General features: G+C 60.3%; 16 protein-coding genes and 2 pseudogenes. 3 read left to right on the top strand and 15 right to left on the bottom strand.

From position 1 onward, the window contains the following. Positions 1 to 234 precede the first annotated feature (234 nt). The 9 genes and pseudogenes from N3C12_03420 to N3C12_03460 all read right to left on the bottom strand — a co-directional run bounded on the left by N3C12_03420 (position 235) and on the right by N3C12_03460 (position 5,158). On the bottom strand, positions 235 to 687 hold the full coding sequence (locus tag N3C12_03420) for a zinc-binding dehydrogenase (protein ID MCX8071491.1): 453 nt from the start codon (positions 685 to 687) through the stop codon (positions 235 to 237). Beyond that, a pseudogene (locus N3C12_03425) lies at positions 685 to 1,014 on the bottom strand (alcohol dehydrogenase catalytic domain-containing protein). Before N3C12_03425 ends, N3C12_03420 begins: the two are co-directional and overlap by 3 nt. Positions 1,015 to 1,155: 141 nt before the next feature. Next, positions 1,156 to 1,878: an acyl-CoA dehydrogenase family protein gene (locus N3C12_03430; protein ID MCX8071492.1), complete on the bottom strand. Its 723-nt coding sequence runs from the start codon at positions 1,876 to 1,878 to the stop codon at positions 1,156 to 1,158. Next, entirely contained in the window at positions 1,879 to 2,346 is a 468-nt protein-coding gene (locus N3C12_03435; protein ID MCX8071493.1) for an acyl-CoA dehydrogenase family protein, read from the bottom strand. A gap of 23 nt (positions 2,347 to 2,369) precedes the next feature. Beyond that, positions 2,370 to 3,449, bottom strand: a complete 1,080-nt coding sequence (locus N3C12_03440; protein MCX8071494.1) for an LLM class flavin-dependent oxidoreductase — start codon at positions 3,447 to 3,449, stop codon at positions 2,370 to 2,372. Continuing rightward, positions 3,446 to 3,784, bottom strand: a pseudogene (locus N3C12_03445) (acyl-CoA dehydrogenase family protein). Before N3C12_03445 ends, N3C12_03440 begins: the two are co-directional and overlap by 4 nt. Positions 3,785 to 3,805: 21 nt before the next feature. Continuing rightward, positions 3,806 to 3,949 (bottom strand): acyl-CoA dehydrogenase family protein, encoded by a 144-nt coding sequence (locus tag N3C12_03450; protein MCX8071495.1) that lies wholly within the window; start codon positions 3,947 to 3,949, stop codon positions 3,806 to 3,808. 38 nt (positions 3,950 to 3,987) lie between these two features. Next, positions 3,988 to 4,542: an acyl-CoA dehydrogenase family protein gene (locus N3C12_03455; GenBank protein ID MCX8071496.1), complete on the bottom strand. Its 555-nt coding sequence runs from the start codon at positions 4,540 to 4,542 to the stop codon at positions 3,988 to 3,990. A gap of 7 nt (positions 4,543 to 4,549) precedes the next feature. Further along, positions 4,550 to 5,158, bottom strand: coding sequence for an XRE family transcriptional regulator (locus N3C12_03460; protein MCX8071497.1), 609 nt, complete (start codon positions 5,156 to 5,158; stop codon positions 4,550 to 4,552). Positions 5,159 to 5,294: 136 nt separating this feature from the next. Between N3C12_03460 and N3C12_03465 the strand changes: the two genes are divergently transcribed. Further along, complete coding sequence (locus N3C12_03465; GenBank protein ID MCX8071498.1) at positions 5,295 to 6,239, top strand: diacylglycerol kinase family lipid kinase; 945 nt, start codon at positions 5,295 to 5,297, stop codon at positions 6,237 to 6,239. Between the two features lie 70 nt (positions 6,240 to 6,309). Here the strand turns inward: N3C12_03465 and N3C12_03470 are convergent, their stop codons facing one another. From N3C12_03470 to N3C12_03485, 4 genes are read right to left on the bottom strand one after another with little or no spacing between them, the layout of a single operon-like run. Beyond that, complete coding sequence (locus tag N3C12_03470; protein ID MCX8071499.1) at positions 6,310 to 8,910, bottom strand: hypothetical protein; 2,601 nt, start codon at positions 8,908 to 8,910, stop codon at positions 6,310 to 6,312. Between the two features lie 38 nt (positions 8,911 to 8,948). Further along, positions 8,949 to 10,190 carry an insulinase family protein gene (locus N3C12_03475; protein ID MCX8071500.1) on the bottom strand — a complete coding sequence of 414 codons (1,242 nt, stop codon included), beginning with the start codon at positions 10,188 to 10,190 and terminating at the stop codon, positions 8,949 to 8,951. Continuing rightward, positions 10,187 to 10,789, bottom strand: coding sequence for an orotate phosphoribosyltransferase (pyrE, locus tag N3C12_03480; GenBank protein ID MCX8071501.1), 603 nt, complete (start codon positions 10,787 to 10,789; stop codon positions 10,187 to 10,189). The genes N3C12_03475 and pyrE overlap by 4 nt, the downstream gene beginning before the upstream one ends. Then, positions 10,786 to 12,531 (bottom strand): hypothetical protein, encoded by a 1,746-nt coding sequence (locus N3C12_03485; protein MCX8071502.1) that lies wholly within the window; start codon positions 12,529 to 12,531, stop codon positions 10,786 to 10,788. The genes pyrE and N3C12_03485 overlap by 4 nt, the downstream gene beginning before the upstream one ends. Before the next feature lie 93 nt (positions 12,532 to 12,624). Here N3C12_03485 and N3C12_03490 point away from each other — a divergent pair, with 93 nt between their 5' ends. Continuing rightward, a complete protein-coding gene (locus tag N3C12_03490; GenBank protein ID MCX8071503.1) occupies positions 12,625 to 13,605 on the top strand; it encodes an ATP-binding cassette domain-containing protein in 981 nt (326 codons plus the stop codon). A gap of 13 nt (positions 13,606 to 13,618) precedes the next feature. Next, positions 13,619 to 14,398 (top strand): ABC transporter permease, encoded by a 780-nt coding sequence (locus tag N3C12_03495; GenBank protein ID MCX8071504.1) that lies wholly within the window; start codon positions 13,619 to 13,621, stop codon positions 14,396 to 14,398. A 32-nt stretch (positions 14,399 to 14,430) separates the two neighbouring features. Here N3C12_03495 and hemW read toward each other — a convergent pair whose 3' ends face one another. Both hemW and lexA read right to left on the bottom strand, forming a co-directional pair. Next, complete coding sequence (gene hemW, locus N3C12_03500) at positions 14,431 to 15,657, bottom strand: radical SAM family heme chaperone HemW (protein ID MCX8071505.1); 1,227 nt, start codon at positions 15,655 to 15,657, stop codon at positions 14,431 to 14,433. After that, positions 15,654 to 16,259, bottom strand: coding sequence for a transcriptional repressor LexA (gene lexA, locus N3C12_03505; protein MCX8071506.1), 606 nt, complete (start codon positions 16,257 to 16,259; stop codon positions 15,654 to 15,656). Before lexA ends, hemW begins: the two co-directional genes overlap by 4 nt. Positions 16,260 to 16,292: the final 33 nt, after the last annotated feature.

A 16,292-nucleotide genomic window follows, 5' to 3' on the forward strand; every position in this document is an offset into this window, starting at 1 on the left:
AATTGCGATTCGTTTGTAGGAACCCTGTCCGGCGGAGCCGGCGGCGGCAGCGGTGAAAGCTGCGTTGATCTCGTCCAGTGGAAAAACCTCGGCGGCAATATTGTGTAGCGGGTAGCCATGGCGCCCGCGCTGCAGAAACTGGAGAGCCTTCAGCAGTGAGTGGGCCGGATAGAGTGAGACGCCAACGATCGAGCGGTTAGGTCCGATCAGCAAGGAAGGGTCAGCGGCAAAGGTTCACCCGGGAACAACACTGCCAAGTGCCAGATACCGACCTCCGCGGCTGAGCATGCGAATCCCTTCTGGATAGGGCTCGGGTGTGCCCGCAACTTCGACGACGACGTCGGCTCCCCAGCCCCCGGTAAGTCGTAGGACCTCGGCGGTGCGTGCTCGGGGATCAGGCTGCTCCTTCAGGTCGATCACCGAGTCGGCGCCGAGCGAGCATGCCAGCGACAGTCGGGCCTGGTTGCCGTCGATCACGATCACGGGGTGCGCGCCGAGCTCCTTGGCTACCGCAACTGCGTACAAGCCGAGCCCACCGGCTCCCTGGATCGCAGCCGATTCGCCCCATTGGAGAGCGACTCGCTCGAAGCCGAAGATTAGCTGTGCAAGGGCACAATTTGCTCCTGCAAGTTCTTCATCACGGATTTCGTCCGGAGCACGAAAGCGCGGCTGTTCCTTGCGGATCAAGTAGTAGTCCGCGAATCCACCGACGAAGTGTGGAGTGACTTCACACGGGCGGTGCACCGTCGCAAGGCTCATCGCGCACGCGTAAGATCGCCCGCGCAAGCAAGCAGGACAGCTCTGGCACGGCACGTAATAAACCCAAACGATGCGGTCCCCCTTTCGGAGCGGGGCTCCCGCAGAATCCGTTTCCGCTCCCGGTCCGCACTTTGCCACGACACCAGTAGCTTCGTGCCCGAGTACGGTAGCACGCAGCCGACCCATACGTTCCATCTCCCCTTGCCACAGGTGCACGTCGGACCCGCAGATGTTCGCTTGCCGGATGCGCACGAGGACCTCGCCTGGTCCCGGAAGAGAAAATCATCGTAATTCTAAAGAACGCCGAGGTCCAACCAACACTGCCGCTCGCGCTGTCGTTGTCATCGGGTACCTTGCCTCCTTCGAGCCAGGGGGCCGCCGTACCGAGGGCCACAACTACGTTTCGCTTAGGCCGGTCAGCAGTCGTGAAATGATGCGCCGTTGGATTTGCCCGGTGCCTTCCACGATGTCCATGGCTTTTACGTCGCGGAACCACGTTTCCACCAGCCCGTCCTTGGTAGCACCAAGGTCTCCAAGAATTTCCATGGCTAGGCTTGTGACCTCTTGCGCAATTTGGGGGCAGTATGCTTTGGCCATCGAGGCTTCCAGGATGTTTGGCTGGCGAGTGTCCGCAAGGTAGGCGGCGCGCCAACACAACATCCGCCCGGAGACAATTTTTCGCTCCATCCAAGCAAGTTTATCCAGAGCCCGCCGGTACCAAGGACTGACGCGAGACCTGGGGCGGATCGAGCGGACGAACTCCATTGCTCGATCGTAGGCTGCTTGGGCAATGCCGATCGCCATCGCAGCCACGATCGGACGGGTGGCGTTAAAGCTCTCCATTGCGCCCTTGAAGCCAGAGCGTTCGCGGTACGCTGCTTCTCCCCCGAGCAAGTTCGCGGCCGGCACACAACAGTCTTCGAACACGAGTGCAGCGCTTTCATAAGCCACGAGACCCATTTTGTTCTCGATCCTAGCCACGCGGAATCCGGGTGTGCCGCGTTCCACCACGAAGGCGCGATGCCCGTCCCGCCCTAAAGCCGGATCCACGGTAGCCCATACGACGACCCAATCGGCGCGCGCTCCGTTCGAGCAGAACATCTTCTCGCCATTGAGAATCTACACGTCTCCCTCTCGCCGCGCGCGGGTGGAAATTGCTGCGACGTCTGAGCCAGCGCCGGGTTCGGTCATGGCGAACGCGCCCCAATGAGGCCGCGCTGGGTCGTTGAACACAGCAAAGAACCGCTCCTTCTGTTCTGGAGTTCCCAGCAGCGTAATCGGTGGGCCGCCGAGGCCAGGCCCCGGCAAGGACACCGCTACGCCCCGATCCCAGTACGCCATCTCCTCCGCCAGGATGACCCCGCGGCGTGCCGCTCGTCGTGCGGCGGCCGACGTGCTGGCTTCCTCACCCCAGCCGCGACGGCCGATTCCGAGGTCCCACACCAGTTTGTAAAATGGGCGGTCTCCTGGGATCGGCTCGTGCTTGCGGTCGGCCTCAAGGCCGAGTGGGCGCATGTGTTCGCGACCGAGCCAGCGGACCATTTCGACAAGGCGTTGTGTGTCGGTGTCGATCTCGAGTTGCAGCATATCTGCGTTCGGATACGGCGCGGTTAGGCGACTGCCCGTTCGGACTGCAGATCCCGCAACGCGGGGATCACGTACCGTTGCATCAGTTCCATGCTGTGCAGGACCTTGCGGTGGTCGAGGCCGCCCAGGCGCGTCCAGCACAACAACGTCGTGAACCCGAATAACGAGTGGAGCTGGCGAATCCGTTCGACGCATTCAATCGGTGAGCCGCAGACAACTGCACCGGCCATTTGTAATTGCTCCCACGTGACCTGTGCTGCCATGTCCCGTACGCCCACGTACGGTTCATAGGTCTTAATCGGTTGTTCACACGGCGGCGGGGCAATGTACTTGGCGAACGTTCGGTAGTACCAGATCACCGGATCGGCAAAGTCGCGGGCGGCCTGCTCTGCACTATCCCCCACGTAGATCATGATGAGCGCTGCCACTTGTTTGTTCGCCGGATCGTGGCCGTGCCGGCGCAAGGCTTCCCGGTGCGCTTGGAGGTTTTCGACCCCGGACCGGCCGCCAAAACCGAATACCGGGGCGCACAGGAGGTTGAAACCCTTCTCGCCAGCGGTGACGAAGCTTTCCGGGCTAAGCGCCGCCATCCATACAAGGGCATGGGGCTTCTGCAGCGGCTTGGGACGCACCGGCAGGTCTTCGATCTTGAAGTGGCGACCGCTGAAGTTCACGCGCTCCTTGGTCCAAGCTTGCAAAATGATCTCGAGGGATTCCTGGAACAAAGAGCGGGACTGGGTTTGATCCACTCCGTAGCCCCGGAACTCGTGCGGCTGGTAACCGCGCCCTACCCCGAAGTCCACCCGGCCGTCGCTCATGAGGTCGAGTAGCGCAAATTCTTCTGCGACACGCACTGGGTTGTGAAACGGCAAGATGACGATGCCCGTGCCCAGTCGAATGCGGTGCGTAACGGGCACGAGCGCAGCCAACATGAGCGCGGTGGAGACGCAGTACCCGTACTCCGAGAAATGGTGCTCTGCTGGCCAGACAGAATCGAAGCCGAGCTCTTCTGCTGCTTGAGGAATTTCCGGTTGTTCGTGAACGACCTGATACTCAGTTTTGCCGGCTGGGTTTTCCAACAGGTGAAGCATGCCGAACTTCATGAGCTCCCCTCCTTTTCCGATTGTTGAGGACCCGACGCCGTCGCTTGCAGCTCATGCGCATACGCATGCTCGAGATCGGTAGTGGCCGCATCTCGCCCGCCGCTCAGCAGCGTTAACACCCGCGCATCCCGCATCCATTTTTCGACGAGATGATCGCGTAGGAAGCCATGTCCCCCGAGCAACTGCACCGCTTCGCGCGTGACAAACAGGGCACACTCAGCCGCCTCGAGAAAGGCATGAGCCGCCAGCCGGGGAGCTTCCGCGCTCTTCTTTTCGTATGCATGTGCGGCACACCAAGTAATGAGCCGCGCAGACTCTATTGCTATTCGCATTTCAGCGAGCCGGAAGGCCGGCGCTTAATGTTGCGCGATAGGGCGCCCGAACACCTTACGGGTGCACGTGTAGTCGAGAGCATACTCGTGGGCGGCACGGGATACGCCGACCAGGATCGCCGCTAGTCCGATGCGGATCCGTGCCCAGACACGCTCGATCGCTTTCACCTCGGCAACTTGCCAATCAGCGCGCGCCTCCTGCAGCGTCAGGGTAGAAGCCCCAGCAGCTTCGACTCCGGCGGCTTCGGTAGGCGCGACATGAAACTGATTAGGACCAAGAACAAAAATCCCGTTCGCGGTGCGAAAGAGCACGTATGATGGCTGGCTGGGCAGTACGGTACAGTGGCGCTGATCGTTCCACCCCTCTCTTCGATGGCGAGGGGTCGCCCGTCCACGCAGCACACTCTCGTTTCTGGCTGTTCGCGGAAGCGCGCGACGATACGCTCTACGTCGCGACGGGGAAGGCCGTCGAACATGGGCAGAAGCCAAGCAAGATTTTCCAGCGTGAGGGTGGAACCGGGGTCGCCCCAAGCGAACTCCTCGAGTGCCACGACCTTGCTGAACAACCCCCGCCCACCGCCACCGAGCGATTCCGGTAGCTCCATGTCAGCAAATCCCAAATCAAGATATTGGCTGAACACCTCTTGGGGCAGGCCCTTTCGTTCGTGGCCGCGCGCCGATGGACGCAGAACATCGCGTGCGAACTGATGTGCGATATCGCGGATCAGTTGTTCTTCGGCCTCTAAGCCAAACTCGAACATCGGCGGCCTAACGCTGGTAGGAAAAGGAGCAAATCATGTACATCTCGGATTCCGTCTGCGCTGCGTTTTCCCAAAAGTGTGGAATGTCGCCTTTAAAATGGAGCACATCGCCGGGCCCGAGCAGATATTCTTGCCCGCGAATCTCGAAACGAATCCGGCCTTTCAAGCCTATGACAATCTCCTCGCCGTGGTACGAGATCGGCACCTCTTGACCGCTTTTCGCTCCGCGACCCAACCGAATGAGGAAGCCTTCCATTCTGGGGTTCACGAGGCGTTCGGCTATGTGCTCGATGACAATCGGGGCTCCCTTGATCTCGCTCACGCGCCCTTGGCCCCGCGAGGTAAAACGGAGGTCGCATGGGGGCTCGTCGAGCTCTGCAAAGTAACTAATCGGGCGGCCGAGTGCTTCCGCCAGGCGGATACAAACGGCCAATGATGGAACGAGCTTGCTGTTTTCGATCTTCAGGATCGTGCTTGGCGCAAGCCCGGCCTTTTCACCCAGCTCTCGCAATGTGAGCCCAGCTTCCTCGCGGGCGCGCCGGAATTTTTCCGCAGCTTGCCGCAGGGAGGTTCGAAGCCGTTCTTCTCGTGCTCTTTTGTGGGCGTGTCTGTTCACGCGCTGGATTCTGCCCGATAAGCAACGTTGTTGTCAATCAGCAACAAGACGCGCGGGTTACCCGGCGGGGGGCGGCGGGTAGCGTCTTTTGGCGACGTTGAGTAGTAAGGCGGCGGGACGAGGAGGACCGGAGCGAGTGGCGACGGAACAGACGCTGATCAGGGAGTTGTTTGTGCTGGTCAACCCTGTAGCTGGTGCAGGGCGAACAGCGCGTCGGTGGCCGGGAATTGCTGCTGAGCTTCAACGACTCGGATTCCGCGTGCGCGCTCATTTCAGCGAGGCTCCTGGTGCTGCGACGGAAAAGGTGAAAGAGTGGCTGCGTAGCGGGGTACGGCGTGTGGTTGCTGTCGGAGGCGACGGTACCGTGAATGAGGTTGCCAACGGGTTTTTGTCCTCGGGAACCCCACTGGTCACCGAAGCAGTGCTGTCGGTGATTCCCTCAGGCACGGGCCACGATTTTGCGCGCAGCGTCGGAATCCATTCCCTTCAGGATGCGTTTGCGGCCCTTTCGCATGGTCGGGTCTGCTCGATCGATGCCTGTCAAGCGGCGTTTGCTCAAGACGGTAGGCAGGCCTCGCGCTATTTCGTCAACGCCGCGGATGTAGGGCTCGGTGCTGCAGCCGCTGCAGCGGTAAATCGTTCGCGGAAACTGCTCGGTGGGCTGTGGACTTACGTGGCGGGTGCCGTGCGCGCTCTTTGGTCGTTCCGGTGCGCCAATGCCGTCGTGGAAGTGGACGGCACGCCAGTCACGAACGGCCCGACCGAGATGGTTCTCATCGCCAATGGGCGTTTTCATGCTGGTGGGATGCGGATGGCACCAATGGCCGATCCCAGTGACGGCTTGCTTGAGGTCCTCGTGCTGCGAGAAGTCTCGCGCCTGCATCTCTTGATGTCGCTGCTACCGCGCGTCTTTCACGGCCGCCATTTGGGGCATCCCGCGGTTACTCATGCAAGGGGAAAACGGGTGTTGGTCCGCAGCGCAGAGCCCTTGCCCTTTGAGATGGACGGGGAACAACCGGGTACGACGGACGTCGCCGTGGAAGTCGTTCCGGCTGCGTTGAGAGTCACCACATTGCCTTGAGCCGTGGCCTCAGGTGAGATTCGTCCGATGCCCACGGGAAAGGGGCGCCGCAGTCAAAATTTGGGCTCCCCTATCCCTGCGGTTGATCCGGGAGCAGCGCGAAAGACCGAAGCTGGTGAGGTTTCAATTGGCACTGCAGCCGGCCATCCTGAAAAGCGAAGGGCTCGCGTGTCCGCCGACCGTCGAGTCGTATGCTGTGGACTTTTTTGATCCGGAAGCCGAAGCGGACTGAGGCGGTGAGTTCACGGTCCCAGGGGTTCAACAACCGCAACCACAAAGCGCGGCCACGCAACGCGGGGAGCAGTGCGCTCAGGACTACGTCGCGAGGCTCGATCGAAAGGAGCGACTCACCGCCGTGAAGGATCGGACTTTCGCCGCCGATCACAGCCCAAAGCCCGGCGCTGAGGTCGCGAACCGTGTGCGCATCCACACCTTCGCTGAGCGCGATGCGGGTTTGGAAACGGCCAGAACACTGGGCTTGCGGGGTGGCAATAATCGGCCCAGCCAGTTCTGCTCGGGTCTTCAGGCCAGGCAAAGCGAGCCAGCCAACCGAACGGAGAAGGGTGATGGCAATCGTGCCATCTGGGGTCACTTCGGCCTCAGGGAGTTCCGGCGCAGTTACTGTGAGCCCGTTCACGCTGACGAAGCCATGATGGGGAAATGTTCGCGGCGGTGGGTGGACCCAATCGGGCTTTTCTTTGACCTTGGTGGAGCGGGTTGCGATGTCGAACGTGGTCGCAGCGGCGAACGCCGAAGCTGGCTGGCCTGTGGGGAATAAAAGCCTGAGCCGGTGGTCTTTTGCCGTGTTGAAGACGGTGACCTCGATGTCAAGGCGCGGAATGCCGGGAGCCACGCAAAGTTCTAGAACGAGAGGCAACGTAACCGTTTCGTCGCAGCGCTCTTCGCGCGACGCCTTTAACCCGCTCGGGACCCGTAGTTTCCGTTCGATCCGTAATGTTTGGATCCCGCTCGGGTGGTGCGTTCGGCGAAAGGCTACGCCGTCCAGTTGGGCCATACCCGGGACCGGATCGAAGTCGTACGTATCACCGCGGTCGCCCAAATCTTCCCAGTTGGCAAGCCCGACATAGCGGCTGCCGCTTGCAACGAATTCTAGGTCGAAAGTTCCGGTGGTTGTTGCCTGGACCCGCAGGAACTCGTTACGAATTTCCGTCCCTTCGTCGCACGATTCCGTCGCGGGTTGATCCTCCGTGTGCAATGGCAACTTGAGGCATCCAAATGGAGGAACATTGCGCGCAACAAACTCGATCGCCTGTGGCGGACGGCTTAGGTCGAGGCGCATGCGGGGGGCTTCGTGGTCCTCGACAACTCGCGCAGGAGTGTTGTCGATCACGAAGCCTCTGCCTACCCCCGTCGCCATGAGCAGGGGATGTAGGGAAAAATTACGCTCAGCATCCTCGCCGAATCCAAACCAGGGATGGGGATCGATCGGCAGTCGAACAATCTCCGTTCGCGGATACGGCGACGGGTTGAAAACGTAAACGGACCAAGGCTCTCTCGGAGGTGTTTCCCGGCGCTCGTCCAGGCCTGCCAGCCGGTCTAGAATGCGCCGCGTGGTCTCTTCGGCCAGTTCTCGAGCGACGTCGAATCGCGCTGCCATCTGGTCATGGACGCGGTCTTGCGAGCAGCCTCCTATAGAATCGTGGGCTTGATTTTGGAGGAGGGCCGACCAAGCCTGGTTCAGCGCGGCCCGCTCGTCGTGGCCAGTGATCGCCAATGTGAGTGCAGCCCATGGCTCCAACCAATGGAGAAGAAGCGATTCACACCGGCGATTTTCCGCTTTGGCGTGCATCCGGCTCGACCAAACCCCTGGCAGCAAATTCGCGATTCGGGCTCCGCGGAGCTCGCCCGAATAAGCAGTTGTCGGGGTTGGAAGAGCGTCAGCAAATTCGTCAAGTGTCGCCCGCGTCACTCGCACGCCACTCAAAATGGAAAGGACGCGAGCGACTTCGCCAGTGTGGGGCTGAGGGAAGGCGTGGTCAATGCCGTGCATTAAGAGCACGACCGGGTCACGGCTGGATTCACAGAGATCTTTGACGACGGATTGTAAAAACCGTGCGGCTGCGTGTGGATCACGGGGCAAACCAGCGGCGTTGAAGTATCCTTTGCGCAGGTGGTGGGCTGGCAGCGCGCTCCCATCGGGTGCCACCCAAAGGAACGTGGGCGGGAGGGAGTCGAGCTCGTCGCCGTTCCCACGCCAGTAAACAAAAAGCTTGAGGCCGAAGCCGGCAAAGAGCTGCGGAAACTGCGCTGGGTGACCGAACGAGTCCGGAGTGTAGGCCACGCGCGAAGACGCTCCGAACTGTTCAGCGAGCCGCATACCGAACAGCAAGTTGCGAACGTGCGTCTCCCCAGCGGGCAAGAAAGAATCTGGCTGCACGTACCAGGGCCCCAGGGCCAATCTACCCTCGCGGCAAAATCGGCGAAGATCTATTCGGCGCTCCGGCCGGATAGCGAGGTAGTCTTCCACGATAATTGCTTGGCCATCCAGAACGAAGCGATACTCGGAATCAGCGGCAAGGAGAGCAAGAAGGCGGTCAACGGCATCGACGAGGCGCGCACGGAACTCCTGAAAAGTCCGGTACCACTCGCGATCCCAGTGCGTGTGGCTCACGAGAAAGGCGTGTAGGGCACTAGGGATGGTTCCCGACATGATGGCTGACCTCACCACCGGCAGGCGCAGACGGCCTCCTAGGTCAGCAGTGCGGCCAGTTTGCGGCCCAACCAAACTTGCCGCCAGGCGTCTTCGACCTCTTCATCGGTGAACCCGGAGATCATGTCCTCTGCTTCTTCGGGAAGGGGGAAACCCAGCACGCAATCTTCGGCGAGGGCGATCGCGCGATCGAAGAGACTGTTCCCGAGGAGAGCGTAATTGAACTTGAGCTTCTTCCGCGCCCGTTCGATCTCGGACTTGTCGAACCCCCATGCAGCGGCATCCGCGCAGATGGACTCGATGGTCTTGCGCAAGAGTTTCACCTGATCTGGTGGGCAACTCGCACCGATGACAAACACCGCCCAGTCAGGTCCCCACATGGAGCCCGTATCCACAGTGTACCCGAGGCCGAGTCGCCCGCGAATTTCTTGGAACAGTCTTGTGTCTGGCCCGTCGCCGAGTACCTCGAGAGCCACTGCAGCTGCAAAAAAATCGCGCGGTGCCGCCGGTGCCTCGAGGAGCAAGGTGACATAACCGACCGTCCCTTGCTCGTGGCGGCGCAGGACCACAACTCGGCCGGGTTCTACCGGAGGCGGTTTGGGGATCGGCTTGGGGCCCCCGCAGAAAAATTTCTCGGCCAACTTCAGAATCCTATCCGGCTCGATGCCGCCGGCTACACCGAGCGACGTTGCACCGTGGACGAAATGTTGTCCCAGGAAATCGCGAATGTGTTGTGCACTCAGCTTCTTCAGAGAGCGTGCGGTGCCCGCGATCGGATGAGCCAGTGCTCCGCGGAAGAACCGGCAGAATGCAGTTTCCTCGAGCAATTGCACAGGGTCACTTTCAAAGCCGCGGAGCTCATCCATCACTACGCGCCGCTCTACTTCCCAGCGCTCCTCCTCGATAGCAGCGTGGTAGTACTGCTCTGACAAAAGCCACAGCGCCTTTTCGACGTCTTCATTGAAACACTCGATGATGAGCGTGATGGTCTCGTAACGTGTTACCGCATTGTGATGTCCACCCAGATCAGCGGCTAGCTCCGTGAGGCGTCGGTAGTCGAGGTTTCTTGTTCGCTGGAACAGCATATGTTCCGCTGCATGAGCCAGCCCGGGGTGCCGCCCATCGAAGCGTGCGCCTGCTCGTATGCTCAGGGCCACGGCTGTCAGCGGACCGCGGTGATGTTCTACCGTGAGTCTGAGATCCCGATAACGTGTTTGGAGCTTCCTGAGCGGAACCGTGCGCGGGTGGCTGCGTGTCTGTGACCGGAGCGGAACCTTCATGATTTCATTAGGAAGCGCCGGGCCGATTCGTAGTCGGCGGCGGTGACGAGGCCCATCTCCAAAAACTCTCGGAGTAGTTCGGAGATGGTTATTAGGTGGTGGCTCGTCACCCCCACTTGCTGCAAAGCCACCCTGCCCTGTTCTTCCCGATCCACCACCACGAGGACGTCGGTGACCACGAGTCCAGCCTGGCGCAACGGGGCAAGGGCCTCGAACTTAGCACCACCGCTCGTAAGGACATCGTCGACCACTAGCGCGCGCTCACCGGCTTGAAAGCGACCTTCGACCGTTCGCTCAGTACCGTAACTCTTCGCTTCTTTGCGGGCGTATACCAATGACTTTTCCGCTGCCAGGCTCATGGAGACCCCAAGGGGGATGCCAGCGTACGGGACACCAGCGATATGGTCATAGGCGATCGGGGCTGCCGCGGCTGCGAGCCACTCGCCCACCTTTCGCAGTGCTCTTGGAAAACCAACGATGCCACGTAGATCGACGTAGTACGGCGACTCGCGGCCGTCTTTCAGTCGGAAGCGACCGAATCGCAGGGCGGCAATCTCAGCGAGAAGCTCAGCCACATCTCGCGCAGTGGGCGCCGTCATCGTTGCCGCAAACGTCTCCGCCACGCAAGCAAGGCCACGGGTAACAAGACCAACGGGGAGATCGGTGCAGGAGCGGGTTTCCCGGTATTGGGGTCGACCCGGCAACTGCATCCGTCACCACCGCCCCCCGCAGGACGCGTGGGAGACGGCGTCGGTGCCGCTGTGGTTGAAGTAGCAGTGGCCGCGGAGGTGGGATTTACAGTGTTCGTCGGAGACGGTGGTGTAGGGCTCGACGTGGAACTCGGTGTCCCCGTCACCGTCGGAGGGACAGAAGTCGATGTGGGACTTGGCTCCGTCGGCGTTACCGCTGTTGCCGACGGACTCCACGTTGCCGTGCTCGAAGGCGTTGCGGTTGGTTCCTCGTCTGGCGTGGGGGTGGGCGTGCCGCCCGCAGGTGGCTTGCCGAACATCGGGTTTGCCACGAGATAGGCATCGATGCGCGAGTCCGTGTCAGTGGGAATTAACCGCGCCTTGGAAAGAAAAACGATGTGGCTACCATCTGCGGAAATACTTGGCGAAAAACTATCGCCATCGGCACTACCACCGTCGCTGGGTTTGCTGACGAGCTGAACTTCGCCATCCGTCAGGTCGACAACGAAGACATCCTCACCGGGCCAAGGGTCATCAGTGGACAGATTGGACGCACTGGACTGAAAGACCAGAAAGCGTCCATCGCGGTCTAATGCCGGCGCTACAGAGGGCGCATTCGCCACGTCTCCAGCTTGGTTACGGCTCCCGAGTCGAGTCGTTCCTTGGAGACGATCGCGGATGAAAACCTGTGAGCGCCCGCCAGTATCTCCGTCCAGATTCGTGGCGCGCGACGCAAAGGCGACAAAGCGTCCATCGCCGCTCAGCGCCAGGGTAGCCAGCTCTGCTTGGCTCGGGCCGTTGGCTTCGCTGCCGTCACTGGCCACGCTTGCCCGCTCGATGGAGTTATTGCAGCGGTCGCGCACGAAAACGTCGCGTGCTTCGTTCCGATCTCGTTCTACGAGGTTGGTGGCATCGGAAAAAAACGCAACGACACAGCCGTCCGTACTAATCGCGGGACCTGCACTTGCTCCATTTGCGGTGCGGACTTCGGTTGCCCCAAGAGCGGTCATCGTCATCACTGTGAGTGTGCCGGACTCACGGTCCAGCACAAATACGTCACTTGCTTCATTGCGGTCATTCTCTACAAGGTCATCGGCTTGCGACGCAAACGCAATCCAACGCGCATCTGGGGAAACCGCTGGAGGCAGGTCTGGCACGGTGCCGCCACCCAGTCCTTCGTTGGCTAGCGTTAGCGGGAAGGTACGGCGCGTAGTTCGGTCGAACAAAAACAAATCGGGCGTGTGGTTAAAGTCGCCGGTGACGAGGTTGGTTGCAGCCGATCCAAAAACAACAAGTAACCCATCGTCGGCGAGAACCCCCGGAAAGCTTCCGTCGTTGGCGTCCCTGCCTAAAAAGGAGACGCTGATCCGCTCTGCAGCGAGAGTGTTTGCGTCGACAACATAGACGTCGCTCTTCCCGTTGCGGTCCCCCTCCACCAAGTTACTTGCGGCGGTCAGCAACAGAACGACGCTCCCGTTACCATTTGGGCGTGCAAAAAGAATGTCTGCATCGAGCGCACCACCAGCACTTGGCTGACTCACCCGTACGGGCAGAGAAAGCACCTCCCTCGGGCAACCTGCGGCGATAAGATACGCAAATGCGGCCGATAGCAGCCCGATCGAAAGCGCCCTCCCCGACCAAATTCTCTCCATCCGCATCCCTCCAAGGCGAGACCGCGCATAGCACATGAGCGGACCATCGGACAACGTGGCAAGGGAGAAAGAGATCGCTACAAGGGCAGAGCCATGCTGGAGGTAAGCGCTTTGCGTCCTGCTGAGCTTGTCCGTGGGTTTCCCCTTGAAAGTGCGCTGGCGGTGCAATCGCTTACCCATCGATACGGGGAGAGAGTGGCTTTGCAGGAGGTATCTTTCGAGGTCCGGCGTGGGGAAATCTTTGCCTTACTGGGCCCAAACGGCGGCGGTAAGACGACGCTATTCCGTATTCTCTCGACGCTGATTCGTCCGACGGCTGGCGCCGTGAGGGCGTTCGATGCGTCGCTTGAGGAGCCTGGAAGGATACGGAGATATATCGGAGTAGTATTTCAGCAACCGAGCCTAGATCCCAAACTTACGGTTTGGGAAAATCTTGTGGCTCATGCTCGGCTGTACGGCTGTGCCGGAGCGGAGACGGTCGAGCATGCGCGCGAACTGCTCGATCGTTTTGGTTTAGGGGATCGCATGGGCGAGTTGGTCGAGCGCTTGTCCGGTGGATTGCAGCGCCGTGTCGAGCTCGCGAAGTGTTTACTGCATCGGCCACCATTGCTTTTGCTGGACGAACCGAGCACCGGGTTGGATCCGGGCGCACGCCGGGACTTCTTCCTTCTATTACGGGAATTGCAGGAGCGCGATGGCCTCACGGTTGTCTTCACCACCCACTTTATCGAAGAGGCCGACCGATGTGATCGCGTGGCCATCTTGCATCGCGGAAGGCTCGTAGCGTTAGGGTCGCCCGCTGCCCTTAAAGCTGAAGTGGGTGGAGACGTGCTTGTGATCCGCGGCGAGCAACCAGCCAAGTTGGCGGAGGCAATCGAACGAGAGTTCCAGCTTGGAGCGCGCGTGATTGACGGGATCGTGCGGATCGAATGCCCGAAGGCACATGAATGGGTTCCCAAGCTTGTAGCGCGCTTTGGCGACGCCATCTCCTTGATCTCATACGGGCGCCCCACACTGGAGGACGTGTTTGTCCACCATACGGGGCAACGGTTCTGGGTGGCCGAGTCTGTTTGAGCGGGATTGATCGATGGTCCGCTGGCTACTTCCCGTTTGGGGGCTTTGGTGGCGTGAAATGGTGCGCTTCGTCCGGCAGAGGAGCCGGGTGACCGGGGCACTACTGCAGCCATTGGTTTTTTGGCTGTTGCTCGGGGGCGGGCTGAATGCGTCGTTTAAGCCATCCGGGCTCAGCGAGTTTTCATATGTGGAATATTTTTACCCGGGCACCATCGTGTTGGTTCTCCTGTTCACCGCGATCTTTGCGACGATCTCGACTGTGGAGGACCGAAAATCGGGGTTCCTGCAAGGGGTCCTGGTTGCGCCGGTGTCGCGGGCCGCGGTTGTGTTGGGGCAGGTACTTGGTGCGGCCACTCTAGCCACGCTTCAGGGCACGCTGATGTTATGCTTCTCGCCGCTCGTGGGGATCCACCCGAGCGTCGGTCAGTTGCTTCTGACGCTCGTGGTGATGTTGGCCCTGGCGGTGGCTTTGAGTGGACTGGGTTTGAGCATTGCGTGGCGGATGGATTCCACGCAGGGCTTTCACGCAGTGATGAACATCCTATTATTGCCCTTGTGGTTTCTCTCGGGAGCGGTGTTTCCGATTACCGGTGCACCGCGCCTAATTTCCTGGCTGATGGTGGCAAACCCGCTCATGTATGGAGTCGCCGCATTGAGACGGAGCCTTTACTGGGGACAGTTAGGTGCCAGTACTGACCTCCCGGCGCTGGGAATCGGTCTTTTGGTGACAGGCGTGTTTCTCGCTGGAACGTTTGCATTAGCGGTGTACAGCGCGGCGCGCCGTTCTTTGTAAGAGTGCCTGTGCATCGGTGGGCTCGGCAATCATCAGCAGAACTCGGCAAAAACAGAGTCAGCAAGCAAGGTGCCCCGGGGAGACAACCGCCACCCGGATGCAGTGGTTTCTAGGAGGCCCTGCTCCAACAGAGTACTGACGACTGGGAACAACGCTTCGGCGTTTGCCCGAAATCGGCGAGAGAACGCCCGAGCGTCTACCCCGTCAGCGCGACGCAAGGCAAGAAACATAAACTCGCCCGCAGCGCGGCGGTAATCGAGTGACTCGAGCGAGACCCGGGCGTGGCCCTGGTCGTGAACCTGCTCCATGTAACGTCGCGGGCTCCGTTCGTTGGCCCAGCGAACCCCCCATCCAAGATTGCCCCCCACGGGTGAGAAACCGTGGGCGCCCGCCCCAACGCCGACGTAAGGTTCCGAGCTCCAGTACTTCAAGTTATGACGGCAAACGAAACCAGACTGCGCATAGTTGGAGATTTCGTAACGGGTGTATCCGTGCTCGTGAAGCAGCTCCTCACCCAGAAGAAACATCGCGGCTTCGATGTCCTCGTCAAGCGGGACAAGACGGCCTTGTTCGCGCAGCGCGTAGAACAGAGTGCCGTCCTCGTAAGTAAGATTGTAGGCGGACAGATGGGTTGGCCCGAGCGCGCAAGCCGTGCGCAGGTCCTCCTCCCACTGCGACAAACTTTGGCCTGGTAACGCATAGATGAGATCGATGTTGATATTTTCGAATCCGGCAACAAAGGCGCCCTCGACGGCACGCAGTGCTTCTTCGGTGTTATGCACCCGACCGAGAAGCCTCAGGTGTGTCTCATTGAACGATTGCACGCCTAAGCTCAGGCGATTGATCCCGATCTCCCGAAAAGAGCGCAGCTTTGCACTGTTCACCGTCCCTGGGTTGGCCTCCACGGTGACCTCGATATCGGATTGGCAGCGCCATGAGCGGGTGATCGTAAGCAAGATCCGTTCAAGCGAGCGCGCAGAGAAAAGGGAGGGCGTACCGCCACCGAAGTAAACGCTAGTCACCTCGTGACCGGCGAACCAGTCGCTTTGGCTGTAGAATTCAATTTCGTGGATCAGAGCGTTGACGTAGTCGTCTTCCGGCCAGCGATACACGGCCACACTGTTGAAATCGCAGTACGGGCACTTCGACACGCAGTAGGGAATGTGGACGTATACACCGACGCTAGATGGCAAGGAGTTGCGGGCCGGCTGAAGAGCCGCTTGGCCACTCGTCAGTTCCGGAGCTTCGGTCAACCTCACGCGTACCTACGTAGCACGGCAATTACGATGCCCCGGATCAGTACATCTTCGGGCCTCGCCTCGATCGGCGGCATGGTTGGATGAGCAGGGACGAGCCGTATCTTTCCGTCGGGTTCCGCGTGAAACCGTTTGACGGTGGCCTCCCCGCGGACCAGAGCCACAACCGTCTCACCGTTATTCGCGCTCGCCCGCTCCTCGACGATGATATAGTCCCCGTCCAGAATCCCATCGTCGATCATCGAGTCGCCTTTAACCCGGAGCACAAAGCAGTTGGGCCGGCGTACGAAAGATTCGGGAACGGCAAACGTCCCCTCTTGCTCTAAGGCTTCGATTGGTGCTCCCGCGGCGACGTATCCCAGGAGCGGTAATTCGATTGCGCCAGCCTGGGTTCCGCGGCGAACCGGCTCGATTGATCGACTTAAGTTGGACCGACGCCGGATCCAACCACGACGTTCGAGATTTGTAAGGTGCTTGTGCACGGTGGCAACTGAGGAAAGCCCAAACTCGGCACAGATTTCACCGATTGTTGGTGCGTATCCGTTGCGTTCCAGAAACGCACAAACGAAGTCGTAAATCTCCTTTTGTCTTTTCGTAATTCCCATGTGGAATTCGCTGTCCGAGTTCGATGCTCGCCG

It is taken from the genome of Candidatus Binatia bacterium, from assembly GCA_026415395.1.
Lineage (GTDB): Bacteria > Desulfobacterota > Binatia > HRBIN30 > HRBIN30 > HRBIN30.